This is a genomic window from Microcoleus sp. Pol1C5, assembly GCF_036701115.1.
Classification (GTDB): domain Bacteria; phylum Cyanobacteriota; class Cyanobacteriia; order Cyanobacteriales; family Microcoleaceae; genus Microcoleus.
This window is the reverse complement of record NZ_JAUBQE010000049.1, coordinates 1-23,697: the sequence shown is the minus strand read 5'-3', so window position 1 is coordinate 23,697 and position 23,697 is coordinate 1. Positions and strand designations below refer to the sequence as shown.

The window sequence follows — 23,697 nt, the reverse complement described above, 5'->3', positions numbered from 1 at the left end:
GTGAATAGCAATCCCCAAGACGGAACATCTGTTAAAAAATACGGCTTAGCCCTGCACACAGCTAGTCGCGAACTCGGTTTAGCCATCAGCAATTTTGCCGGGGATTCTCGCTGGCAAACTTGGAATTTGGATCGCGATTTAGCCACTCATTTGCATCAGTATTTAGTCGAGTTTATTGGGCCGCAAACTTGGGCGGATTTGGCTTTTATTGCGGTGGCGAAGGGGCCCGGAGGTTTCACGGGGACTCGGATGGGTATGGTGACGGCGCGGACTTTGGCTCAACAGTTGGATATTCCGGTTTTTGCGATTTCAACTTTGGCGGCTGTCGCTTGCAGCAGCAGTAAAAAATCTATCTCAAATCAGGATATGGCGCTGCAAATGCCTGCACAGCGGGGTCAATTGTTTGGGGCGGTTTATTCAGTTAACAAAGATTCTGGTTTAACTGAGTTGTTTCCTGATACGGTGATGACTCCTGAAGCTTGGCAGGAAAAGTTGGATAATTGGGGAAATTCTTATCAGTTAATTGAAGTTGGTAGCGAGTTGGGTTGGTCGGTTTCTAGTGTGTTGGAATTGGCTTATTTGGAGTGGAAACAAGGAAGTCGCCCTGATTGGTCGGATGCTTTGCCTTATTACGGGCAACATCCGGTTAAGGGACACTGAATATTGGGAATAGGGTATTGGGAATAGGGCATTGGGCATTATTTCGTTTCTGTTAAATCAACTTGTAGAGTGCGTTTTTTTTCTGACCATGCCCTATTCCCAATGCCCGTAAATGATTTATAAGCAATTAAGCAGACTTGATATTGTTGTTTATTTAAGGGCGATACAAACTTCGAGGCAAAAAGTTAATGTTAGGGGGTCTGGGCTTTCGGTTCGCAATCGATCGATCTCAGCTCGATCGCAGCCGCGAGATTCCATGAAATCGAGCATCCAGTTCGTTATTGTAGCGAGATCGATGTATTTTGCTCCGAGACAAACAGGGCAAATTTCTGGGCTGAGGGTACCGGTGCCGCCGCATTCGGGGCAATCCCAGTGGCTGGTTAGGGGATCGGGGGTAGTTGGGATGTTGTTCATGCTGGGAAAAAGTACGCGCGGCGTAGCGATCCTGCAGGGAATCGCACTACTCGTTAACTCTAGCAAAAATGCCGATCGCCCTTACTTCTTCCTGTGTTTACACTAAGCGAGCTAGTGAGTAAAATTGACAAAAATACAAAAAGGGTGGCTATGTTCGATCGCACTCAATTGTTTGTGGCTGGTATGTCGATCGCACTTTCGGTACAGCTAAGTCAGGCAGTTGCAGCAGTCTGGCCAGTTGAGAAAGTCGTACAAACACCACAAACTAACAGTAGCGAGGCTGCTGAAAAAGCTTTCAAAGAGGGACTCCAACTGTACCAGCAAGGAACGGCCCAAGCAAAAAGAACTGCGATCGTCAAGTGGGAAGAAGCATTAAAGTTGTATCGGCAAGCAGGCGACAATAGAGGGCAAGCACTTAGTCTCCTTGGTCTTGGCAGAGTCTACTCAGATTTTGGAGAAAACCAGAAAGCGCTAGAGTATTACAGCCAGTCGCTTCCCCTGTTTCGGGCACTCGGCGATCGCCGTGGGGAAGCTACCACCCTCAACAACATCGGCAATGTCTACGCAGAATTGGGAGAAAAACAGAAAGCGCTAGAGTATTTTAGCCAGTCCCTTCTCTTGAGACGCGCAACAGGCCATCGCGGTGGGGAAGCTGCCACCCTCAACAACATAGGCACTGTGTACTCCGAATTGGGAGAAAAACAGAAAGCGCTAGAGTATTACAGCCAGTCGCTTCCTCTATTGCGGGCAGTGGGCGATCGCCGTGGGGAAGCTACCACCCTCAACAACATCGGCAGTGTCTACTCAGCATTGGGAGAACAACAGAAAGCGCTAGAGTATTACAGCCAGTCGCTTCCTCTATTGCGGGCAACAGGCGATCGCGGTGGAAAAGCTACCACCCTCAGCAGTATCGGCTTAGTCTACTCAGAATTGGGAGAAAAACAGAAAGCGCTAGAGTATTACAGCCAGTCGCTTCCCCTGAGACGGGCAACAGGCGATCGCGGTGGGGAAGCTACCACCCTCAACAACATCGGCAGTGTCTACTCAGCATTGGGAGAAAAACAGAAAGCGCTAGAGTATTACAGCCAGTCGCTTCCCCTGAAACGGGCAGTAGGCGATCGCGGTGGGGAAGCTCTCACCCTCACCAGTATCGGCAATCTCTACGCAGATTTGGGAGAAAAACAGAAAGCGCTAGAGTATTACAGCCAGTCGCTTCCCCTATTTCGGGCAGTAGGCGATCGCCGTGGGGAAGCTGCCACCCTCAACAACATCGGCAATGTCTACGCAGAATTGGGAGAAAAACAGAAAGCGCTAGAGTATTACAGCCAGTCGCTTCCCCTGAGTCGGGCAACAGGCGATCGCGCTGGAGAAGCTATCACCCTTTTCCACATAGCTTATGTCAAACGCAACCAAAACAATCTTACCGAAGCCCTTAACGACATTGAATCCTCTATCAAAATCATCGAAAACCTCCGCACCAAAATTGCCAGCCCTGAACTCCGCAGCTCATACTTTGCCACAGTACAAAACTACTACGAATTCTACATCGATTTGTTAATGCAACTGCATAAAACTAATCCTAAATCCGGTTATGATACAAAAGCCTTAGAAGCCAGCGAACGTTCGAGGGCCCGCAGTCTCCTCGAACTCCTCCAAGAAAGTAATGCCAACATTCGCGAAGGCATTGACCCCAATTTACTGCAACAAGAAAAGAGCCTGCAACAGCAACTCGATGCCATTGAAAAGCAGCGCATCGAAGCAATCAGCAGCCCCAACCTCAATCCAACTCAAATCGATGAAATCGACAAACAGCGCCTCGCACTTTTGGAACAAAATCAGCAAATTCAAGCCCAGATTCGTACCGCCAGCCCCCGCTACGCTGCCCTCACCCAGCCCCAACCTTTAACACGGCCAGAAATTCAAAAACTGATTCTCGATGAAAACACAATTTTATTGCAGTATTCCCTTGGCAAAGACCGCAGTTATTTGTGGGTGGTTAGCCAAAAGGGACTAACCAGCTATGAATTACCAAAACAGGTTGACCTTGAAACAGCAGCCCGCAATTTCCGAGACGCAATAACTAGCCCAACCCAGAGAAATATTCCCCAAAAAGTTACCCAAGCAAGTGCAAATCTAAGTCAAGTAATTTTACAGCCCGCCGCAGCCCAATTAGCAAACAAACGCTTATTAATTGTTCCCGACGGCGTGCTGCACTATACCCCTTTTCCAGCTTTAACTCTTCCCCCAACCGCCGGACAAAATAGCAATGTTCCCTTAATTACCGAACATGAAATTATTACCCTGCCTTCCGCCTCAAGTCTCGCCATTCTCAGGCAAAATTACGAAGATAGAAAACCACCAAGCCAAAGTTTAGCAATTTTAGCCGATCCTGTTTTCAGTCCAGACGATGAAAGAATCAAAGGAAAAATCACCCAAGCAACAACAGAAAAATTAGAAGCAAATAACCTCGGTTTAAATCAATCGCTTCGCGCTTCTAATCGGGAATGGCCGCCAAAACGCCTACCATTTACCCGCCAAGAAGCCCAAACAATATTAACTTTATTCCCCTCAGCTTCTAGCCGTCAAATATTTGATTTTAATGCCAGCCGCACTACTGCTACCGACGGCAGTTTAGCCAATTATCAAATCGTGCATTTCGCCACCCACGGCATGGCCAACAGCAAAAATCCCGAACTCTCAGGAATTCTGATGTCGATGATAGATGACAAAGGCAATCTTGTCAATGGCTTCTTGCGACTCACGGATATTTTCAACTTGAAACTGGCGGCAAATTTAGTGGTTTTAAGTGCTTGTCAATCGGGAATGGGACAGAATGTTAAAGGCGAAGGAATGGTGGGATTAACAAGGGGATTTATGTATGCGGGGGCGCAGCGGGTGGCGGTGAGTTTGTGGAGTGTGGATGATGAAGGAACTTCTGTGTTAATGCAAAAGTTTTATCAAAAAATGCTGCAACAACAGTTAGCGCCGGCGGCAGCTTTGAGGGCGGCGCAGATTGAAATGATGCAGCAGGAAAAATGGAAATCTCCCTATTATTGGGCTGCTTTTACTCTTCAGGGCGAGTGGAAATGATATACACCACTTTTGCTGGTAAGTAAGTACATAACCCTTCTAGGGACAGGGCAATGCCCATTGGTGTCAAGTTAACGTTCAATTGGTAGTCCGATAGTCCGATAGTCCGACAGTCCGACAAGGAATGAATTCCCTGGCGGACTAACGGGTGGGCGGGCTAACAACTTAAGTTGACACCAATGGGCCGAAGAGCCCGGAACGGGCATCTTGCCCGTTCCACAAAGAATGAGTTTTCTTGTGGGGTGGGCCGGAAAGCCCGCCCAGAGAAGGGTTTATCGCCCGCTAGCTAAAGCCTCCCGCAATTTGCGGCCCCGCGATTTATCCCGAAGTTCGGGAGTCGCCATCCGCAACACAAAATCCAGCAACCAAGGCGCAATTCGGTGACACCAAACTGCTAGATGACTTTGCCATCCTACCAAGATTTCCGGCGCATCTTTGTGCAATCCCGCGACAAGCGCTAGGGCAACTTTTTCGGGAGTTGTGGGCACTACCCACCGGAATTGTTCCAAGTCTCGCACCATGTCGGTATCTGTTAGAGATGGCAGCAAAGCTGTGACTCGAACATTGTACTGAGTTAACTCGCTGCGTAAAGCTTGGGTGAATCCCAAAATAGCAAATTTGGTAGCAGAATAAGTGGCCATTGTGGGCGCGGCAATTTTTCCCATTAAGCTCGAAACGTTGACGATGGTTCCTTCTTTTTGAGTCGCCATTCGCCTCGCAATCAAGCGTGTAATTGTGTAGGTTCCGAGCAAATTTAAGGCGATTTCTTCCTCGATTAACGGCAGCGGGGAACGCAAGAATGATGCTTGGTGCGCGACGCCTGCACAGTTGACTAGCAGGTGAATCGGGCCGCAATCTCGCCAAGCTTGGGCGATCGCAATATTCACCGCTACTGACTGAGTTAAATCCAAAGCTAACGGCACTACTTCTGTGCCAAAAAGATCGATTTCCTCGGCCAGTTCAATTAATTGCTTGCGGTTGCGCGCCACAATCAACAAACGTTTGACTCCTTGTCTCGCTAATTCCAGGGCGATCGATCGCCCAATTCCGCGCGAAGCTCCTGTAACAAGAGCTGTTTTTCCTTGAAGTTGCATAGATTAAACCTTTTGGTTGATGCTCACCGCGGCACGGAGTTATGAGTTGTGAGTTGTGAATTATTAGTTATGAGTTGAATGTTTTAGCGGTAACAACTCATAATTCATAATTGTTGAAAAGGCTATCTTGTTGCGATAGACCTCATTTACTTGTGGGGTTAACTCAGAACCAAAAACTGTTGAATCGCTAACGTGCGCGTGAGTTGAACTAAACTTGTGGTTTGCCAGAAATCAGTCAAATATCTGGGCTTTTAACCTCATTCAAGCAGACAAACCTGAGATGGGCAAACCGAGTCAAAATTATGACCAAGCGGGCTTTATTACCGCTTTTTCTTCAGTTCGCGGAGGCGGACTTTGCTTGTGTAGCCGCGAATTTATTCTCCGGGATATTCACCGCGAATTGGTCATTGAGCGGGGTTGGAGAACCCCTCTTTCTTCACTCCGTGGAGGCGGATTTTGCCTGTGTAGCTGCGAATAAATTGGCCGGGAATATTCGCCGGGATTGATTATTCGCCAGGGCTTAATTACCCCTCTTTTTTTAGTCCGCAGAGGCAGACGATATCCTGTGCAATCGCGACTTAAAATCGCCGGGGATTCGTGCGAATTGGCACAGGATAATTGAGCAATACAGATTATCAATTCCACACCTCCTAGATATGAGAATTTCCTATCTACACACACCTTAACAACTAGAAGTTAAAGCGGCAACAATTTTTAATAAATCTTCCGCAACACTTCTTTACACAATTCTCATACGGCAGATTTCCAAGTGCCGTGAAAGCCCAAAGGTATGACACCGGGCAATTCTAGCTGGCAAACAGGTTCGCGGGAAAGTCCGTCGCTGTCAAATATCCAGACTTCGCTGCTGTCAGAATTGCCGTCATAAATAACTGTTACTATCCAACCTTTCTCCGACGAAATATCTGGAACGTAGATGGGCTCTGCGGGATAGCGATTTTCGCCCAAGTCCGCAATTGTGAGATTGCGGGTTTGCGTCTCCAAACGGGCGATCGCGCCATAACGTTCCGGTACAATATCAACGTCAGGCCGATACATTGCCAGATAAATATATCGCGAGTCTTGCCCTATTTCTGAAGCAGGTACCGTCGGAAACTCGCAAGGTTGATCCAGCAATTCTTCGGCTGCTGTCACTTTGCCAGTTTGAGGATTGAGACACACCCGCCACAGGGAACCCTCCGCATCGGTGAGAGTTTCGCCCGCCGCTACTTCTTTCAGCCGCTGATTAGTTTGAAAGTCAGCGAAGCGCACAAAATCAACGGCCACCGAACCATCTTCCTTGACAAAACCGTTAGCAAAATGCCACTGAAACCAAGAATCGGTTTGGCCTCGACTAACTAAAGAGAGAGTTTCCGAGTCAATAACTAATATCTGCGTTCCTAACTCCGGTTTCCATTCAAAAGAGTCGCCGAAACTGCTAATTCCCGCTAATACTGGCAAAAATTTGAGTCGCACCGGCGGTACAAAAAATATGAGATACTTTCCAGCTAAAACAAAATCGTGGATCATGGGAATTCCATCTAAAGCAACCGTTGCTTGTTGCACAATTTTGCCTGTAGGATCGCTTTTATACAGATTCAACTTTGTACTGGCACCCGGTGTAGTTCCAAAGTTAAAAATATTGCCAGTAATCGGGTCGCGCTTGCAGTGAGCGGAATAAGAAGATCCGCTCTCTAAACTTCCTAAATCGTCCGTTCCGCGAGTTTCCAGGGTTTGCAAATCGAGGCTGTGAGGCCAGCCGCCTTCCCACAAAGCTAAAAGGCGATCGGGCAAAGCTAAAACTGAAGTATTGGCAGCATTTTTAACAGATTTAGTCCACCGCAACCACAGAGGCACCGGTGCTGTCATGCCATAATTACTGTAGAGAAATTTATCAGCTTTTTCCTCAGCTTGATATCCCGCTGTCTTCACGTAGCGATAGACAGCACCAGCACCGGCATCGGTAAAATGTACTGCCAAAATAGCACCATCGCCATCAAACCAGTGTCCCGCATTCATGCCACCGCGTTGCAAACGTGCGGGCCCGTTACGGTAGAGAGTGCCGCGCAATCCTGCGGGAATTTTACCGCTTTTAACGGATAAGTGAGTCAGCGGAAATTCCGCAGCCGGACGGGCTAAAGCTTGAGCCCAAGATTTTTTAGCTGAGATTTTAGTGTCTGTTTTCATTTGAAACTGGCAATTTTAAACTGATATTGCAGAAATTTTCCTTTACAATTATAGCAAAAATTACCTAACAGCTATGACTCTCCGCCGCCGTGCTCTGCTGACAACTTTTGGGCTGACTGCTATTGGTACTCAGCTTGTGCCGTTAGCGAAGCCCTCGAAGAGGATCGCCCAAACCAACCTATCTCCCAAAAGTGCGATCGTTAAGCCGCGCCGCCTGCAAGTTGGCGATACAGTAGCTTTAATCAATCCTGCTGCTTTCAACTACAAAAAAGAAATCGAGGATTTTTTTAAAGTTATGGAAAAGCTGGGTTTAAAAGTTAAATTGGGAGAGCATTTTTACGACCGCTACGGCTATTTAGCAGGCAAGGATGCCGATCGCGCCGCCGATGTCAACGCAGCCTTTGCCGATGACTCCGTGCGAGCTATTTTTACCGGGATGGGCGGCTGGGGCTGCGGTCGGATATTGCCGCTCCTAGATTACAATATTATCGGCAACAATCCCAAAATTATTATGGGATTTAGCGATATTACTGCGCTGTTATTGGCGATTTATGCTAAAACTAATAGAGTTACTTTTCACGGCCCTTTAGGTGCGTCAACTTGGAGTCCCTTTACAGTAAATTACGTCAAAAAAGTTTTGTTTGACGGAGGTTCTGTTACGATGCAAAACTCCCAAAGCGTGCAAGTTCAAACAATCGGGCGGGGCACAGCTAGGGGAAAACTAATCGGTGGAAATTTATCAGTAATAGCAGCAATGGTGGGTTCTGCATATTTACCGACCTGGGAAAACAGTATTTTGTTTGTTGAGGAAGTTGGTGAAGAAGTGTATCGCATCGATAGAATGTTGACGCAGCTCAAATTAGCGGGCATTCTTGATAAAATATCCGGTTTTATTTTCGGACAGTGTACCAAGTGCGAAGCTGAAAAACCCCAAGAGTCCCTAACCTTGCCTCAAGTCTTATCCGACCACATTCGCCCTTTAAATATTCCCGCGTGGTACGGTTCAATGGTGGGACACATCCGGGAGCAGTTCACTTTGCCGATCGGTCAAGAAGTCGAAATCGACGCTGACTCTGGTACAATCAGATTATTAGAATCCGCTGTCAGCTAAATCTTAAACTATTCTCGATATTCGCTCGGCTGTTCCTCTGGTTCTGCATTACCGCGCAGAGCCTGGTAATGACAAAATTAAAAATACAATTAGGACGATCGTGAAAAACCGACAATTCCTCAAACATCTAGCAGCAATTATCTTAGCAATAATTTGCATATTGCCGCTCAATGCGTGTGCAGCCGTAAGTAAAACCGCCGATGGCGACCCAATTTATCAGCAGCGAACAGTCCACAATCCTGACGGAACCGGCAAATTTTACATGGGTCGAGAAATTGCTCAAGTCATGGGAGATCAAGGTGCTGGTTGGCTAGAAAGACCGTCTCGCGGCATGGAAGAAAAATCAGCTCGATTAGTCAACAATCTCGATTTAAAACCAACTGATATTGTCGCCGACATTGGAGCAGGAACGGGATATTTTAGCTTTCGCATCGCTCCCTTAGTTCCAGAAGGAAAGGTTTTGGCAGTTGACGTGCAGCCGGAAATGATTGATTTTATTAAATTGAATAAACAAGAAAAAAATATTGCTAACGTTGAGCCAGTTTTGGGCAGTATCGACAATCCAAATTTGCCGGAAAATAGCGTAGATTTAGTTGTGATGGTCGATGCTTATCACGAATTTGCATATCCTAGAGAAATGATGCAAGGAATTGTGAAAGCACTCAAACCGGGAGGCCGCACGGTATCGATCGAGTATCGGGGCGAAAACCCGATGATTCCCATTAAAGGTTTGCACAAAATGACGCAGAAGCAGGTGAAAAAAGAAATGGCCGCAGTCGGTTTAGTATGGAAAGAGACAAAAGATATGTTACCCCAGCAGCATTTGATGGTGTTTGAGAAACCATCTCAAATTTAGCAGCCAAACAGAGCGATTGTGTACCATTTTTACTCATTTTTGTCAAGGTACAAAAGACGTATTTTTGAGGCTCGCGATCGCTCGGTCAAACATACTAAGCCTTAAGTAACCCTTAAGATAGACATTTTACTAAAAATACCATTTACAATTAAAAATTGATAACCCAGAGGCGCTTCCTTCATTTTTCAAGCGAAGAAGTGTCGCTATTAAGAAGTACCAGCGTGAACATTCCAAGTTCCATCCTCACCATGCTCGCCGGCATCGGAGTGACTCTGATCAGTCTCTGGTACGGGCAGAATCACGGTTTACTGCCGATCGCCGCCTCTGATGAAGCATCCGACATAGACGCACTTTTCAATACAATGATGACCATTTCCACTGGACTATTTATCATGGTCCAGGGAATTCTCATCGTTGCTGCAATTAAATATCGCCGTCGTCAAGGAGACAACACAGACGGGCCGCCTTGGCATGACAACTTTCCCTTAGAAATTCTTTGGACAGCCGTGCCGGCGGTGATTATTTTAGGAATCGGAGTCTACAGTTTTGAGATTTACAACTCAATGGGAGGCCTCGATCCGATGGGCAATCACGACCACGGCACCATGCAAGCGCACTCTAAAATGCGGGGAAGTGCGATCGCAGCCACACTCTCAGATACACCCCAAAACGCCCCTCAAATTCCATCTCAAAAACTCGTTGCTTTAGGCGTAGGCGCTTCCCCAGAAAATGAAGACAAACCAGCAGACTTAGTTGTAAATGTCACAGGTTTGCAGTACGCCTGGATTTTTAGCTATCCAGAAAGCGGCGTTAGTTCTGGCGAACTGCATATGCCAGTCAACCGCGACGTACAGCTAAATATCTCAGCTCAAGACGTGCTGCACGCATTTTGGCTGCCGGAATTTCGCCTCAAACAAGATGCAATTCCCGGCCGGCCGAGCGAACTGAGATTTACACCAACTAAAACTGGCGAATACCGGGTTGTTTGTGCTGAATTGTGCGGCGCTTATCACGGAGCGATGAAAGCTGTAGCAGTCGTTCACACGCCAGAAGAATTCGACACTTGGCTGCAAAGCCAGCAAGTTGCTAGCAGTCAAAACTTAGAGCAAGCAGTTGCAGTCAATCCTGGGGAATTGTCAGATGGAGAATTTTTGGCTCCCTACGTCAGGGAAATAAAAATTAATTCCGAAGCCCTAGAACAACTTCACCCAACTCATCACTAAAAATAGTCATTAGTTCTGGCTACTGGGTCTTTGATCCTGAGCTAATAACTAATGACTAATAACTAATGACTAATAACTATGACACAAGCACAGTTCCAAGAAAGTGCAAACACTGAGGCTCGCGGAACAGCGCCCGCTGATAGACATTGGCGCGACTACTTCACTTTTAATACCGATCACAAAGTCATCGGTATTCAATACCTGGTAACAACATTTATTTTCTATCTAATCGGCGGCGTGATGGCAACTTTGGTGCGAACAGAACTCGCCACCCCCGACGCCGATTTTGTCACCCCCGAACTCTACAACAGTTTATTTACTGTTCACGCGACGGTGATGATCTTCCTGTGGATCGTACCCGCCGGAGCCGGATTTGCTAACTTTTTGATCCCCTTAATGATTGGGGCAAAAGACATGGCATTTCCCAGACTGAATGCCCTTGCCTTTTGGCTAATTCCCGTAGGCGGCGTTTTGCTGTTGAGCAGTTTTTTGGTAGGAGCTCCACAGGCGGGTTGGACTTCCTATCCGCCTTTGAGCTTAGTTACTGCTCAAGCGGGGGAAGAAATTTGGATTCTCAGCGTTTTGATTCTGGGGACTTCTTCGATTTTGGGGGCGGTTAATTTTGCCGTTACCATCTTTACCATGCGCGTTCCGAGCATGAGTCTCAATGAAATGCCTTTGTTTTGCTGGGCGATGATTGCGACTTCAGCGCTCACTTTGATTGCTACTCCAGTCTTAGCCGCAGCTTTGATTTTGCTGTCGTTTGACTTGTTAGCGGGGACGGCATTTTTTAACCCGACAGGCAACGGCGATCCCATCGTCTACCAGCATTTATTCTGGTTTTATTCGCACCCTGCAGTTTACATTATGATTATGCCCTTTTTCGGGGTGATTTCAGAAGTTTTGCCGGTGCATTCGCGCAAGCCAATTTTTGGTTATTTGGCGATCGCATATTCCAGTCTCGCGATCAGCTTTTTGGGCTTGATCGTGTGGGCGCACCATATGTTTACCAGCGGCACTCCCGGCTGGCTGCGGATGTTTTTTATGATCACTACTATGATCATCGCCGTACCAACTGGGATTAAAATATTTAGCTGGTTGGCAACTATTTGGGGAGGCAAACTCCGGCTTGTCAGCGCGATGCTATTTGGGATGGGTTTTATCTCAACATTTGTGCTCGGCGGCATCACCGGAATCATGGTGGCTTCCGTACCTTTCGACATTCACGTTCACGACACTTATTTTGTCGTCGCTCACCTACACTACGTGCTGTTTGGTGGCTCAGTGTTTGGCATTTACGCTGCTTTTTACCACTGGTTCCCCAAAATGACGGGGCGGATGATTAATGAATTTTGGGGTAGAGTTCACTTTGTTTTAACTTATGTTGGCTTTACTGTAACTTTCCTGCCGATGCACGCTTTGGGGATGCAAGGAATGCCCCGGCGGGTGGCAATGTACGACCCGAAATTTACCACAATTAATGTCATTTGTACTGTCGGTGCTTATATGCTGGCAGTGTCTACAATCCCGTTTATCATTAATGTGATTTGGAGCTGGAGGTACGGCCCGAAAGCAGGTGACAATCCTTGGCAAGCTTTGAGTTTAGAATGGATGACGACTTCGCCGCCCCCCATCGAAAATTTTGAAGGAGTGCCGGTATTGGCAACGGGGCCTTACGATTACGGCATGGAAAAAATTCAGAATACAGGGGAACGTCTCAGGCTCAAGCTGAGGGAAAATGCTACGCGCAATACCCAGAAAACAGGTATCCCTATTGCGGAGGCTCAAGCTTCAACTTTCTTTGGCGGTACTGCAACTTTGGTCGCTCCTGAATCAGAGGTAAATGCTGATTCTCCTGCTGATGAAAGTCAAGATGGCGAATAGTTATTAGTCATCAGTCATTAGGCATTGTTGACTGTTGACTGTTGACTGTTAACTAATGACTGATGACTAATGCCAACTGCCAACTGCCAACTGACAACTGACTTCTTCATTACCAATTTCTTATGCAAATTCCAGCGATCGATCCGACAAAAACAGCCCTAAATTACCACCACGAGGGCGAAGTAGAAGCACACGGTGTCGAGCATCCCGACCACCGAATGTTAGGTGTAATTGTGTTCCTGTGCGCTGAAGGCATGATATTTTTCGGTATGTTTGCCGCGTATTTGATTTATCGGGCGATGGCCCCCGTGTGGCCTCCTGAAGGTACGCCGGAGCGCGAGTTATTGCTGCCGGGAATCAATACGGTAATTCTGATTGCTAGCAGTTTTGTGATTCACAATGCGGATACTGCAATTAAAAAGAATGATGCCGCCGGAATGCGGAATTGGTTGCTCGTAACTATTGCTATGGGCGCAGTTTTCTTGTTCGGTCAGGTTTACGAATACGCTCATTTAGAGTTTGGCTTGACGACTAATTTGTATGCCAGTTGTTTTTACGTTTTGACTGCTTTTCACGGCTTGCACGTTACCTTGGGAGTGCTGTTTATGGTGGCGGTGGTGTGGCGATCGCGCGCGCAAGGCCATTATTCTAGCGAGCACCACTTTGGAATCGAAGCGACTGAGATTTACTGGCACTTTGTCGATGTGATTTGGATTGTTTTGTTTCTGTTACTGTATATTTTGTAATCTCAGAGGCTTTTCGACCTCTGCCACAAGAGATTTGTATGACCCCCAATTGGGGGTTTTTTTATTGTTTGGAGAGTGCGATCGCCTTTCATTCACCTCCTCAAAGCCGATCGCGCTAAACTAAAAGTAGCAATTCTCTTATCCAGCAGCATTGAGAAAATTATGCAGTGCGAATTGTGCGATCGACAAATGGAAGCATTAACCGCCCATCACCTCACCCCCAAACAAAACACCAAGCGGAAAAACGAAGATCCCAGCCCGACAATCGACATTTGCTCAGCCTGTCACCGCCAGATTCACTCTCTATTTGACAACAAACACCTCGCCCAAGAGCTCAACACCCTGGAAAAGCTCAAAAATGACCCTGAACTCCAGAAATTTGTCTCTTGGATTAAGAAACAAAAAACCGACAAACGCATTCAAGTACGCAGCAAAAAAACTTGATCGCAGGGTCCGAACTCGGATATATAGTCCTGGCCGCAGTTACTGTCTGCCGCCCGCTTTCTTCATTAATTTTCGTTTCCTAACCCAAAAATTTATATAGAAACCCGGTTTGTTTGCGTAAATCCTAGTATAGTGATTTACTTATTTGTAACAAGCTGCCAACAATTATTATGAACCTCACCTCCCTCGAACTCGCAAAAGACCGAGCGCGTATCTACAAAAACTACCTCCAAATGGAAATAGATGCCAAAGCGAACATAAACAAACTAGCCTTTTTAGACCGGGGCATTGAAAAATCCCCTTACCAACAAGAAATTAAAAACTATCCCGATTATCTCAAACAGAAACCCGACGGCATAAAAGTAATTAGCTCTATTCCCGGACCCAATAATCCCCTCAAACTTACCCCATTTCCCAGCTTGGGAGAACTACCTCAAATTAACTCTCAAGCTTTAAGTTTCCTCCACGCAGACATCAAAGAAGCCTGCGTTTGCATTGGTACTTTTGTAGAGGGCAAAATTCAGGCGCAGTGGCTGGGAAAAAACGCACTTACCAATGCTGAGCAGTGGAGTGCCACTAAAATTATCGCACTCCTTAATATCGTCAGTCAACTAAATAGCAAATATCCCGACTGCGACATTGACAACTGCGTTGTTAGAGATGGCAACGGGCAAAAACATGATTTTTATTTTTACGAGGTAGCAAAAGACATGATTAACTATGCCTCCAATATAGGAAGTTCAAACTCCTTAGCTGCGATGTTCAAACGCTTCGATACTCGCATAGGATTAGAGCAATGGCTGAAGAGCGCTACTGGCAATAATGACCTAATTTTTCGCGGCGATTACGGCGAAAATCCTTATCTCACCAACCCAAAAATCTTCGATCTCACCAAAAAACAAGTGCTTTTAAGTGCCGCAGTAAACAGCACCAAACAAAAAAATTCCGTATCTGCTTATGACTTGACCAGGCTGATTTCCATGTTAGGATGGCACTTCCACATCGAACAGCGATCGCGCATGAAAGCATCTCAGTGGAACAGCTTAGAAAGCATTGTCAGAGCAATGGGACATGACAGCGCTCGATATGTGGACGTAGCAATTAAAACTTTGGGGATGGAGAGCCTTATCACTTCTCCAGTAATTATCTCAAAATTGGGTTACGGACTGAGCTCGATCCGGGGAACCCTAGAAACAGTTTATGTGGCTTTAGTGCGGTTTGTTGACGAGCGACCCAAAGCGGCGGGAAAGCCGGCAAAAGTCAGAACTTTAGCCATGAGTTTGCGGGCAGAAAAAGCTGTAGGCGGTTCCAGCAGTGTCGATCGCTTGGCGATCGAACAAGACGCCAGAGTCGCCGCCGAAGTCACCGAGATTCTCCGGCGGTTGTTTGCCGAAGAATTTTAAAGGCGGGCGATCGGCTAATGAGAAAGTCGGTGAAACTTGCGGTAAAGCATCCTCTCCACCGGCTTTCCTCCTCGCAAATGTTGCTCAGTTATTGTCGCCACTTCTTCAGGGCAAACGCCATTGTACCAAACCTCTTCTGGCAGCACCAACACCATCGGCCCGTTGCCACACTGTCCCAAACAACTGCTAGCAACAACTTCAACTTCTGAGGGCGACAATTTCTGAAAAGCTGCCAGTACCTTTGCTGAATTTTGCTTGCGACAAGTGCGGTTTTGACAAACAAGAACTTGCCTAGAAGATTCGATAATTTTCATATTTTTTACTTGACATTCTGCTACATATATGCTATTTTTTTATCATGGAATAGGTGCGCGCATATACGCCCAGATTTTATATATGCCCAGATTTTAAGGTGCGCCGCAGCGCACCCTACGGTTAATCGGGTGACAATCCTTTGGAAGCCAACCATTGTCGATCGAACAAACGCGACTGATACCGAGCCCCCCCGTCGCAGAGTACCGTAACAATCGTATGTCCAGGCCCCATTTGCTTCGCTAAAGCCACAGCCGCCCCCACATTAATCCCCACAGAACCGCCCATAAACAGCCCTTCTTTCCTCAGCAGTTGGTAAATCACCCGGACAGCTTCAGTATCATCAATTTGAATGGCGTCGTCTACCGGGGCATTCTCCATATTTGCAGTGACGCGGGTGGTGCCAATTCCCTCAGTAATCGAACTGCCTTCAGTCTTAATTTCCCCAGTTTTGAAATAACTGTAAAGCCCGCTGCCCATCGGGTCTGCCAAGACAATTCTAACAGCAGGATTTTTTTCTTTCAAAAACATTCCTACCCCAGCAAAAGTGCCGCCAGTACCAGTAGCTGTTACCCAAGCATCAATTTTGCCGTTTGTTTGTTCCCAAATTTCCGGGCCAGTTGTCTCGTAATGAGCTCGGCGATTGGCTAAATTGTCAAACTGATTGGCCCAGACAGCATTCTCCATTTCCGAAGCCAATCTTCCCGACAATTTGACATAATTATTCGGGTCTTTGTAAGGAACAGCGGGAACAGTCCGAACTTCAGCGCCCAAGGTTTTCAAAGCATCGATTTTTTCTTGAGATTGGTTATCGGGAATCACAATCAAACATTTGTAACCTTTAGCGTTGCAAATGTGGGCCAAACCGATGCCTGTATTGCCGGCAGTGCCTTCAACAACGGTGCCGCCCGGTTTGAGCAAGCCTTTTTCTTCTGCGTCTTTGATAATGTATAAAGCGGCCCTATCTTTAACGGAACCGCCGGGATTTAGAAACTCTGCTTTGCCGAGAATTTCGCAGCCTGTTTCATCGCTGAAGCTGTTTAAGCGAATTAGTGGTGTGTTGCCGATTGTGCCTACAAAGCCGTTTTTAATATCCATATTTTTGGCGTGTGTGTATCCTATGATTAATTTTTACAATAAGTTGATATTTATTGCTAGCAGTTCTACCAAATTTTGCTCATATTGAGTATGAATCCGGGCAAAACCGGATCGCCGCTGACTGTCGCGGGATTCTCCAAACACTCCTCTGGCAAACCAGGACGGTAAATATAAATTCTGCGGTTTTTGCGGTCAATTAACCAGCCTAACTGCACTCCGGGTTCTCTCATATATTCTTGCATTTTTTCTTGCAATGGCTTGAGATTGTCAGAAGCAGACCTCAGTTCGACTACAAAATCCGGGCAAATCGGGGCAAACTTTTGCTTTTGTTCTGGTGACAAAGCATTCCACCGTTCCAGTTTAATCCATGAGGCATCCGGCGACTTTTCTGCACCAGTTGACAGAGTAAATCCTGTACTCGAAGTAAACGCTAAACCAGTACCATTTTGTTCTGCCCAAACCCACAGTGGCCCAAATATATTACCTTCTCGGTTTCCCGTCTCCGAACCAGTAGGGGGCATAATTAGCAATTCTCCCGATTTGTTACGTTCAATGCGTAATTCACTATTGATTTGACAGAACTCGAAAAACTCGTCGTCTGTCATTTGCAATTTGGGTGGTATTCGCAACACAATTGTTGATGACTCCATTTTGCCTTTCCTCAAATCTAAAGTGTTTACACAAGATTGCACAATTTTTTTTGTAGTTAGAGCTTTAGTCCTCAAAAATCAGGGTTAAGGACTAAAGCATTGGTGTAAACTTAAGCCTAAAACCATTGATAAATATCGCTCTTACCTGAGTCTAGAACCCCCAAAATCCCCCTTAATAAGGGGGACTTTGAGTGCTTCCTGTCCCCCCTTAATAAGGGGGGCTAGGGGGGATCGAGAGGTTGATCGGTAGACGGTATACTGATACTACTTTTGACGTTAAGTTGACACGAATGGGACTAAAGTCCTTACTACAAACAGGGTGGTAAATTAAACCTATTTATTCGGCTGAGGAGTCATCCGCAAGTAAGGCTTAATCGGCGTATAACCTTTAGGAAATTTCTCTTCCAACTCTTTCGGGTCGGTAATCGAAGGTACGATTACGCAATCGTCGCCATCTTTCCAATCAACAGGAGTCGCAACGCTGTATTTGTCGGTAAGTTGCAAGGAATCAATTACTCGCAAAATTTCATTAAAATTCCGACCAGTGCTCGCCGGATAAGTAATGCTCAAACGCAATTTCTTTTCCGGGTCAATCACAAAAACTGTGCGGATTGTTAAGTTGTTCAGCGAGTTTGGATGGATCATGTCGTAAATGTCGGAGACTTTACGATCGCCATCTGCTAAAATCGGATAATTGAGGGTGACATTTTGAGTTTCCTCAATATCTTTAATCCAGCCCATGTGAGAATCCACATCATCGACGCTGAGGGCAATGGTTTTGACGCCCCGTTTTTCAAATTCAGACTTTAGACGGGCCACTGCACCGAGTTCTGTGGTGCAAACTGGAGTATAGTCTTTCGGGTGAGAAAACAACACGACCCAGCTATCCCCAGCCCAGTCGTAGAAATTGATTTCGCCTTCAGACGAAGCTTGGGTAAAGTTGGGAACGGTATCGCCTAATCGCAGAGTCATAACGGATTTCCTCTAATTTTATTTAAGGACTGTTCCTTATCATGCCATAATTGCCCGGTTTCTCGATCGAGCTGTAAAGGATTCTAAACTTTTTGGTCGATCGATCGGCAATTCCACTACTGTAATGTATGTGTGGCTTATACCGCTAAATTTTCTTCCTATGCTTTACTTTCTGCTGAAGGCAATACAGCCTATTTTAGTCCCGCTGTGTTTTGTGTCCGCCTGGGGTTTAGTTTTTTTGCTGTGTTTGAGTGTCGGGCGTACTGTAACCGACTCGCTGCGTCGAGCTCAGCGGATGCACCAAATTCCTTGTGCTAACTGCGTATTTTTCACCGGCGACTACCACCTCAAGTGTCCCGTTCAGCCTACTATAGCTTTATCTGAAGATGCGATCGACTGTCCTGATTATCGAGGGCATTCGGGAATTTACGGTTAAAAAATCCGGCCGCCGCTTTACATATTTCTTAACATCTCTGGCTCTTTCAATTAAACTTAAGTTGTGGTAAAGAGATTTTCAGGAGAGGGGAAAGAATGCTAATTCAAAAGCTAAATGCCTGCGATGAGTTTATTGCTGGCGACGGTACTCAACTGCGAGAATTATTGCATCCAGACAAACAAGCTGTGGATTTGCGTTACAGTTTAGCCCACGCCGTTTTGCCACCGGGACAAACTTCTGCGCTGCACTCCCTGACGACTTCTGAAGTTTACTACATCCTCAGCGGCGTTGGGGAGATGCACATCGACGACGAAAATCAATTCGTGGAAGCCGGAGATGCAGTTTACATTCCCCCAAACGCCAAGCAGTTTATTTACAACTGTGGCACAGAGCCGCTAATATTTATTTGTATTGTCGATCCCGCGTGGCGAAAGGAAGACGAGACAATTTTCCACTAATTTTCTAGTTTTTATTCTGGTATACTCGTTACCCGGCTCTGCCCGGTAACGCATATCGAGAGGCTCTGCCTCTACTGAAAAAAACATCACAAGCCGAAAATCTCTTTTAACAACAACAGCACCCAGCCATATGTACCGAGTGATTTCCTCTTTTTTCAACTTCGATGTGGAGTTGCAATAATCCTCGGATTCAGTTGCATTGCTCCCCTCTAATTAGTTGAGGAAGTGTCAGCTTTGTTGGTGGGTGCTGCTATTGGTTTTTGATGAGACAGATGTGAGATTAAACAGCGTTTTTACTCCTTAGATTCTATTGTGAACTTCGCTGTGGTATCTAGAGGTTGTATCTGTCAGAGAAGCTTTTTGTTCGCTTCATATTATTAATTTAGCACCTTCTTCTAGAAGCGCAAGTACCTGCAACTAAACTTTACAAAAGAAGGAAGAAGGAAGAGGGAAGAAGGAAGAGGGAAGAGGGAAGAGGGAAGAGGGAAGAGGGAAGAGGGAAGACAATCCTCTATGGATATAGATAATTACGACTAATTATGAACTTAAATTAAGCATTGAGCTTTCTAGCTGCTCAGCTAAAATAGTAGAGTTCGGCTGTGCTTGCTGCTGCGAGAAACGGCATAATATTTGTATGAAAACAACCAAACTCATCAAACTGTGCGCCTTATCGATCGGCATCTTCCTGCTGTGCAGCAGTGTAGTGACAGCGCAAACGACGGCGAACCCTCAACCTGGGCAAACTTACACTAACCAGGAGATTCTGCAACAGTTGGTAAAGGCAAAAGTCGTATATCTGGGAGAAACCCACGATAGCGCAGAAGACCACCAAGCTCAACTAAAGATTATCCTAGAAATGCAGCGGCAAAATCGGAAAATTGCGATCGCGATGGAAATGTTTCAGCGTCCCTTTCAAAGCGCGATCGACAACTACTTAGCAGGTAAACTGACTGAACAGCAATTAGTCGAGCAAACAGAGTACGATCGCAGATGGCGCTTTCCCTGGGAATCTTACGCCCCCATTTTGCGGTTTGCCAAAGAAAATCAACTACCCGTCCTCGCCTTAAATACACCATCCGAAGTAACGAGAAAAGTTGCGTCTCAAGGTTTAGAAAGCCTCACAGCAGAGGAAAAAAAGCACATTCCGCCCATATCCGAAATTCGCACCGACAACGCTGAATACCGGCAACTGCTGCTAGAAGTTTACCAGCAACACCAAAAGGCTGAACAGGGAAATAGTACGGGTTTTGAAAGATTCTTGCAAGCCCAAGTTTTGTGGGACGAAACTATGGCGGAAAAAATCGCCCAATTTATTCAAGCCAATCCCGACTATCAAGTTGTCGTGTTGGCGGGTAAAGGACACATTATGTACGGTTACGGCATTCCCAGTCGCGTCGAGAGGCGTTTGGGGACCGGGAATGTAAAAGTGCGCTCGGTCTTATTCAATTCCAGTGACAATCCTGCTTTATCGGCAGATAAACCCATTGCTGACTTTGTTTGGAATCACTCCAAATAGTACAATTATACGCGCAAGCAATAATCAGGAAAAAATCAATGACAAACAGACCAAAAATTCTCGCATTTGCCGGAAGTACCCGCGAAGCATCCTATAACAAACTGCTGGTAAAAGTTGCGGCGGCTGGGGCTACGGCGGCGGGTGCAGAAGTTACTTATGTAGATTTGCGCGATTTGCCGATGCCGCTATTTGACGAAGATTTGGAAGCAAAAGAGGGAATGCCAGAAAATGCCCGCAAATTGAAGGAATTGATGGTAGGGCATGACGGGTTTTTGATAGCTTCCCCTGAGTATAACAGTTCAATTACCCCTGTGTTGAAAAATGCGATCGATTGGGTATCGCGCCCAGCACCGGGTGAACCGGGATTGGTGGCATTTACTGGCAAAGTAGCGGTAATTATGAGTGCTTCCCCAGGCGGAATAGGGGGTTTGCGGGGATTAGTGCATTTGCGATCTATCCTGGGGAATATTAACGTATTGGTACTCCCAGATCAGAAAGCAATTCCCCAAGCTTTTGAAGCATTTAATGCTGACGGTACGATGAAAGATCCCAAACAGCAGGACGCTGTTGAAAATCTTGGTGCTAAGTTGTCTAATGTGCTGTCGAAATTAATCGCATGAGGCAATAAATTCATTTGGCAGTTGGGACACAACATTGCTGTGTCCCAATCCCAGCATCTGTTATTTTGCTGGCTGCATCAAGTGCGATCGCCTCGCAAAATTGCTACGATCGTAGTTGATTGCCTGTTATACTCAACCCCAAATTAACATGACATTCATCGGAGATCCCGACTCAGCACCTGCTTTGCCGACAGCAGCAGAAGCAGCGGTTGCCAAAACAAGTAGCCGCGCTTTAGAATCGCACTTGCAAAATCATCCGTCTGGCGAATCCCTCAAATTGATATTAAACGAAAAAGAGGGAGAAACAATTGACATACCGGCCGCAGCGTTACCCCTGCTGTTAGCAATTTTGCAACAAACAAGCAGCGGCAATACTGTCAAGCTGATTCCAATTACGGAGGAACTCGATATCTGGCAGGTTGAGGCCTTACTCAATGTCTCCCGCGAGTATGTGTGGAAGTTGCTAGATTCTGGCGAAATTCCATACAAAATGGTAAGTACCTGTCGCCGGATACGTTATGAAGATGTAATGAAATATAAAAAGCAGGATTATGAAAAAAGAAGTAAAATACTTGACGAACTTGTCGCCGAATCAGAAGCACTAGGTTTGTATGACTAACTCATGGAAATTGTAAAAGTAGTCTGCGATGCTAATGTTTTGTATTCAGCCGCACTCCGCGATTTTCTGATGGAATTAGCAGTTGGTGATGTGTTTGAGCCGAGGTGGACAGAAGAGATTCACGCCGAGTGGATGAGAAACGTGCTTCAAAACAATCCAAATCTCACATTAGAACAGCTTGCCAGAACCAAAAATTTGATGAATGCAAGCATTAAAAATTGTGTGGTGACTGGCTACGAGCAAATTATACCAGAGTTGGAACTTCCCGATCCGGGAGATCGGCACGTTCTAGCAGCAGCAATTCATTCTCGCGCGGATTTTATCGTTACTTTCAATCTAAGGGATTTTCCTGCTGAGAATCTTAAACAATATCACATTCAACCGCTGCACCCAGATCAGTTAATTCTGCGCTTTCTCAACTTGAATTTTGAAGGTGTATGCAAAGCAGCCGAGAAACAAAGAATCAGGCTCAAGAATCCGCCAAAAACACCTGACGAGTATTTAAAAACGCTGGTAGAATTCGGACTGCCACTGTCAGCAAATCGGATGCGAGAATTGTGCTATCGAGATTAGTACGATCGCAGACCGCAGACTTTCCCGATTTTTTTCCAAAGTTTATTCTTGTATCTTCCCACAGGCTAACTCTTCGACCTAGCCATACCACTCATCTACTTTTTCCAACACCGCAGTAAATTTATTTACCCTTGTGCCTCTACTTGAAAACGGGTATAATTTTGTTTCTCAGATATAATAGCTAGTGGAAAACTTACCACAAATTGTACCGAAACCGCATCACCCGATCGACGTAAAACAAAACCACCCGATCGCAGAGTGGCAGAAATAAACAATATTAGGCATACTTTAACCATCGGTCATCGGTCGGTATATTTCTTCCAAACAGCACGGCAGGCGTGGGAGACTCCTCCGTCACGCCTGCCCTGCAGTTTTATTTAATAATTGTTCGATTTCCTACGGCATAGCTTAGCTTCACACAAATCACCCCATTTTTTTCTTCTTCCAAGCCTCCACAAACGGCAAAAACACGGACACCAACTCCTGCCGATTCATCACCAAAGTCGGATAAGAAATCCTGCCGTAATTCTTCCCCACTTCCAGCGGAAAAATAGCCGGGGATTCCAGCGGCAACCAAACCGCACCAGCAGCCTTCACAATTACCCAACTCCCCGCAATATCCCAAATTTTGGGAGTCGCTTCCACCCCTCCCATAGCCACACCCGAAGCCACAGTCAAAAAATTGTAACTAGCCATGCCCAACATCCGAACTTTACTCGGAAGATGAGGCCCGATTCCCACACTCCGCGAACACAAATTAAAAAAATGATTGCCGCTCATTTTATCAGCAGTCGGCCGAATTTGCTGCCCGTTTAAAAACGCACCTTGAGGCATATTGTCAAACACGCCGCCCGCCAAATCAGGTGCATAAAAACCGTGAAAAGACTGATTAATTGGCGGCAAATGCACGCAGCCAAAAACCGGAGTTCCGCGATACAACAAACCCAAAGAAATACCCCAAATCGGAATTCCCCTAGCAAAATTAGTTGTAGCATCTAAAGGATCGACAACCCAGCACCATTCAGTATCGGGGAAAACGTGTTCGCCCTCCTCACTTAAAATCCCGTGAGTGGGGAAAGCAGATGCGATCGCACTTCTAATTTCTGCATCCGCCCAATTATCGGATTTCGTCACCAAACTCCCGTCATCCTTTTCATCCGCTTGTGCGGAACCGAAATCTTGCAGCAACTGCTGTCCGACTCTCTCGACAGTAACCCGTGCAAAACTTAAAATAGAATCCCAAAAATTAGTCATTAGTTATTAGACATCTCCCAAAACTCGCAAAGCTTATCTGGCAAAGGCTTTGCGAATTATAACTCTTCTCAAAAATCTCT

Annotated in this window: 23 protein-coding genes; 15 read left to right on the top strand and 8 right to left on the bottom strand. The window is 46.1% G+C overall.

Features of this window, described 5'->3' with window-relative positions:
• Positions 1-660, top strand: a complete 660-nt coding sequence (gene tsaB, locus QUA23_RS23785) for a tRNA (adenosine(37)-N6)-threonylcarbamoyltransferase complex dimerization subunit type 1 TsaB (RefSeq protein WP_333078568.1) — start codon at positions 1-3, stop codon at positions 658-660.
• 150 nt (positions 661-810) lie between these two features.
• Here tsaB and QUA23_RS23780 read toward each other — a convergent pair whose 3' ends face one another.
• Complete coding sequence (locus QUA23_RS23780; RefSeq protein ID WP_333078567.1) at positions 811-1,074, bottom strand: hypothetical protein; 264 nt, start codon at positions 1,072-1,074, stop codon at positions 811-813.
• A gap of 150 nt (positions 1,075-1,224) precedes the next feature.
• On the opposite strand from QUA23_RS23780, the gene QUA23_RS23775 reads away from it, so the two are divergent.
• On the top strand, positions 1,225-4,164 hold the full coding sequence (locus QUA23_RS23775) for a CHAT domain-containing protein (RefSeq protein WP_445243518.1): 2,940 nt from the start codon (positions 1,225-1,227) through the stop codon (positions 4,162-4,164).
• A gap of 272 nt (positions 4,165-4,436) precedes the next feature.
• On the opposite strand, the gene QUA23_RS23770 is transcribed toward QUA23_RS23775, so the two are convergent.
• Together QUA23_RS23770 and QUA23_RS23765 are read right to left on the bottom strand one after the other, a co-directional pair.
• Positions 4,437-5,258, bottom strand: a complete 822-nt coding sequence (locus tag QUA23_RS23770) for an SDR family NAD(P)-dependent oxidoreductase (RefSeq protein ID WP_333039678.1) — start codon at positions 5,256-5,258, stop codon at positions 4,437-4,439.
• Positions 5,259-6,008: 750 nt separating this feature from the next.
• Positions 6,009-7,442, bottom strand: a complete 1,434-nt coding sequence (locus QUA23_RS23765) for a carotenoid oxygenase family protein (RefSeq protein ID WP_333078565.1) — start codon at positions 7,440-7,442, stop codon at positions 6,009-6,011.
• Between the two features lie 73 nt (positions 7,443-7,515).
• Here QUA23_RS23765 and QUA23_RS23760 point away from each other — a divergent pair, with 73 nt between their 5' ends.
• The 7 genes from QUA23_RS23760 (at position 7,516) to QUA23_RS23730 (ending at position 15,109) form a co-directional block, all read left to right on the top strand.
• Entirely contained in the window at positions 7,516-8,553 is a 1,038-nt protein-coding gene (locus tag QUA23_RS23760; protein WP_333078564.1) for an LD-carboxypeptidase, read from the top strand.
• Positions 8,554-8,650: 97 nt separating this feature from the next.
• On the top strand, positions 8,651-9,409 hold the full coding sequence (locus tag QUA23_RS23755; RefSeq protein ID WP_333078593.1) for a methyltransferase domain-containing protein: 759 nt from the start codon (positions 8,651-8,653) through the stop codon (positions 9,407-9,409).
• Positions 9,410-9,630: 221 nt separating this feature from the next.
• Positions 9,631-10,632, top strand: a complete 1,002-nt coding sequence (locus QUA23_RS23750; RefSeq protein ID WP_333062937.1) for a cytochrome c oxidase subunit II — start codon at positions 9,631-9,633, stop codon at positions 10,630-10,632.
• A gap of 78 nt (positions 10,633-10,710) precedes the next feature.
• A complete protein-coding gene (gene ctaD, locus QUA23_RS23745) occupies positions 10,711-12,516 on the top strand; it encodes a cytochrome c oxidase subunit I (protein WP_333062936.1) in 1,806 nt (601 codons plus the stop codon).
• A gap of 122 nt (positions 12,517-12,638) precedes the next feature.
• Positions 12,639-13,262, top strand: coding sequence for a heme-copper oxidase subunit III (locus tag QUA23_RS23740; RefSeq protein WP_333062934.1), 624 nt, complete (start codon positions 12,639-12,641; stop codon positions 13,260-13,262).
• A gap of 75 nt (positions 13,263-13,337) precedes the next feature.
• A complete protein-coding gene (locus QUA23_RS23735) occupies positions 13,338-13,706 on the top strand; it encodes a hypothetical protein (protein ID WP_333078563.1) in 369 nt (122 codons plus the stop codon).
• 170 nt (positions 13,707-13,876) lie between these two features.
• Positions 13,877-15,109 (top strand): hypothetical protein, encoded by a 1,233-nt coding sequence (locus QUA23_RS23730; protein ID WP_333078562.1) that lies wholly within the window; start codon positions 13,877-13,879, stop codon positions 15,107-15,109.
• A 14-nt stretch (positions 15,110-15,123) separates the two neighbouring features.
• Here the strand turns inward: QUA23_RS23730 and QUA23_RS23725 are convergent, their stop codons facing one another.
• The 4 genes from QUA23_RS23725 to QUA23_RS23710 form a co-directional block, all read right to left on the bottom strand.
• Positions 15,124-15,423 carry a (2Fe-2S) ferredoxin domain-containing protein gene (locus QUA23_RS23725; protein WP_333078561.1) on the bottom strand — a complete coding sequence of 100 codons (300 nt, stop codon included), beginning with the start codon at positions 15,421-15,423 and terminating at the stop codon, positions 15,124-15,126.
• Between the two features lie 121 nt (positions 15,424-15,544).
• Complete coding sequence (locus QUA23_RS23720; RefSeq protein ID WP_333039694.1) at positions 15,545-16,519, bottom strand: cysteine synthase A; 975 nt, start codon at positions 16,517-16,519, stop codon at positions 15,545-15,547.
• Between the two features lie 65 nt (positions 16,520-16,584).
• Positions 16,585-17,169 carry a Uma2 family endonuclease gene (locus QUA23_RS23715; RefSeq protein WP_333078560.1) on the bottom strand — a complete coding sequence of 195 codons (585 nt, stop codon included), beginning with the start codon at positions 17,167-17,169 and terminating at the stop codon, positions 16,585-16,587.
• Positions 17,170-17,502: 333 nt separating this feature from the next.
• Positions 17,503-18,141 (bottom strand): peroxiredoxin, encoded by a 639-nt coding sequence (locus QUA23_RS23710; protein ID WP_006632618.1) that lies wholly within the window; start codon positions 18,139-18,141, stop codon positions 17,503-17,505.
• A gap of 160 nt (positions 18,142-18,301) precedes the next feature.
• Between QUA23_RS23710 and QUA23_RS23705 the strand changes: the two genes are divergently transcribed.
• From QUA23_RS23705 to QUA23_RS23680, 6 genes are all read left to right on the top strand, one after another.
• Positions 18,302-18,577 carry a hypothetical protein gene (locus tag QUA23_RS23705; RefSeq protein WP_333062925.1) on the top strand — a complete coding sequence of 92 codons (276 nt, stop codon included), beginning with the start codon at positions 18,302-18,304 and terminating at the stop codon, positions 18,575-18,577.
• Positions 18,578-18,672: 95 nt separating this feature from the next.
• Positions 18,673-19,035 carry a cupin domain-containing protein gene (locus QUA23_RS23700; protein WP_333078559.1) on the top strand — a complete coding sequence of 121 codons (363 nt, stop codon included), beginning with the start codon at positions 18,673-18,675 and terminating at the stop codon, positions 19,033-19,035.
• Between the two features lie 634 nt (positions 19,036-19,669).
• Positions 19,670-20,551 (top strand): ChaN family lipoprotein, encoded by an 882-nt coding sequence (locus QUA23_RS23695; RefSeq protein ID WP_333078558.1) that lies wholly within the window; start codon positions 19,670-19,672, stop codon positions 20,549-20,551.
• A 38-nt stretch (positions 20,552-20,589) separates the two neighbouring features.
• The gene (locus tag QUA23_RS23690; RefSeq protein ID WP_333078557.1) at positions 20,590-21,171 is read left to right on the top strand and encodes an NAD(P)H-dependent oxidoreductase; all 582 of its coding nucleotides are present in this window, start codon (positions 20,590-20,592) and stop codon (positions 21,169-21,171) included.
• A 148-nt stretch (positions 21,172-21,319) separates the two neighbouring features.
• A complete protein-coding gene (locus tag QUA23_RS23685; protein ID WP_333078556.1) occupies positions 21,320-21,790 on the top strand; it encodes an excisionase family DNA-binding protein in 471 nt (156 codons plus the stop codon).
• A 3-nt stretch (positions 21,791-21,793) separates the two neighbouring features.
• Entirely contained in the window at positions 21,794-22,363 is a 570-nt protein-coding gene (locus QUA23_RS23680; protein WP_333078555.1) for a PIN domain-containing protein, read from the top strand.
• A gap of 423 nt (positions 22,364-22,786) precedes the next feature.
• Here the strand turns inward: QUA23_RS23680 and QUA23_RS23675 are convergent, their stop codons facing one another.
• The gene (locus QUA23_RS23675; protein ID WP_333078554.1) at positions 22,787-23,617 is read right to left on the bottom strand and encodes an inositol monophosphatase family protein; all 831 of its coding nucleotides are present in this window, start codon (positions 23,615-23,617) and stop codon (positions 22,787-22,789) included.
• Positions 23,618-23,697: the final 80 nt, after the last annotated feature.

Bases quoted from the DNA above. Each gene is read 5' to 3' on its own strand.
- QUA23_RS23680 (WP_333078555.1), top strand. From the start codon at position 21,794: ATGGAAATTGTAAAAGTAGTCTGCGATGCTAATGTTTTGTATTCAGCC.
- QUA23_RS23760 (WP_333078564.1), top strand. From the start codon at position 7,516: ATGACTCTCCGCCGCCGTGCTCTGCTGACAACTTTTGGGCTGACTGCT.
- QUA23_RS23780 (WP_333078567.1), bottom strand. From the start codon at position 1,074: ATGAACAACATCCCAACTACCCCCGATCCCCTAACCAGCCACTGGGAT.
- QUA23_RS23765 (WP_333078565.1), bottom strand. From the start codon at position 7,442: ATGAAAACAGACACTAAAATCTCAGCTAAAAAATCTTGGGCTCAAGCT.
- QUA23_RS23685 (WP_333078556.1), top strand. From the start codon at position 21,320: ATGACATTCATCGGAGATCCCGACTCAGCACCTGCTTTGCCGACAGCA.
- QUA23_RS23775 (WP_445243518.1), top strand. From the start codon at position 1,225: ATGTTCGATCGCACTCAATTGTTTGTGGCTGGTATGTCGATCGCACTT.
- QUA23_RS23690 (WP_333078557.1), top strand. From the start codon at position 20,590: ATGACAAACAGACCAAAAATTCTCGCATTTGCCGGAAGTACCCGCGAA.
- QUA23_RS23720 (WP_333039694.1), bottom strand. From the start codon at position 16,519: ATGGATATTAAAAACGGCTTTGTAGGCACAATCGGCAACACACCACTA.
- QUA23_RS23695 (WP_333078558.1), top strand. From the start codon at position 19,670: ATGAAAACAACCAAACTCATCAAACTGTGCGCCTTATCGATCGGCATC.
- QUA23_RS23740 (WP_333062934.1), top strand. From the start codon at position 12,639: ATGCAAATTCCAGCGATCGATCCGACAAAAACAGCCCTAAATTACCAC.
- QUA23_RS23705 (WP_333062925.1), top strand. From the start codon at position 18,302: ATGCTTTACTTTCTGCTGAAGGCAATACAGCCTATTTTAGTCCCGCTG.
- QUA23_RS23730 (WP_333078562.1), top strand. From the start codon at position 13,877: ATGAACCTCACCTCCCTCGAACTCGCAAAAGACCGAGCGCGTATCTAC.
- QUA23_RS23700 (WP_333078559.1), top strand. From the start codon at position 18,673: ATGCTAATTCAAAAGCTAAATGCCTGCGATGAGTTTATTGCTGGCGAC.
- QUA23_RS23715 (WP_333078560.1), bottom strand. From the start codon at position 17,169: ATGGAGTCATCAACAATTGTGTTGCGAATACCACCCAAATTGCAAATG.
- QUA23_RS23710 (WP_006632618.1), bottom strand. From the start codon at position 18,141: ATGACTCTGCGATTAGGCGATACCGTTCCCAACTTTACCCAAGCTTCG.
- QUA23_RS23675 (WP_333078554.1), bottom strand. From the start codon at position 23,617: ATGACTAATTTTTGGGATTCTATTTTAAGTTTTGCACGGGTTACTGTC.
- QUA23_RS23770 (WP_333039678.1), bottom strand. From the start codon at position 5,258: ATGCAACTTCAAGGAAAAACAGCTCTTGTTACAGGAGCTTCGCGCGGA.
- QUA23_RS23725 (WP_333078561.1), bottom strand. From the start codon at position 15,423: ATGAAAATTATCGAATCTTCTAGGCAAGTTCTTGTTTGTCAAAACCGC.
- ctaD (WP_333062936.1), top strand. From the start codon at position 10,711: ATGACACAAGCACAGTTCCAAGAAAGTGCAAACACTGAGGCTCGCGGA.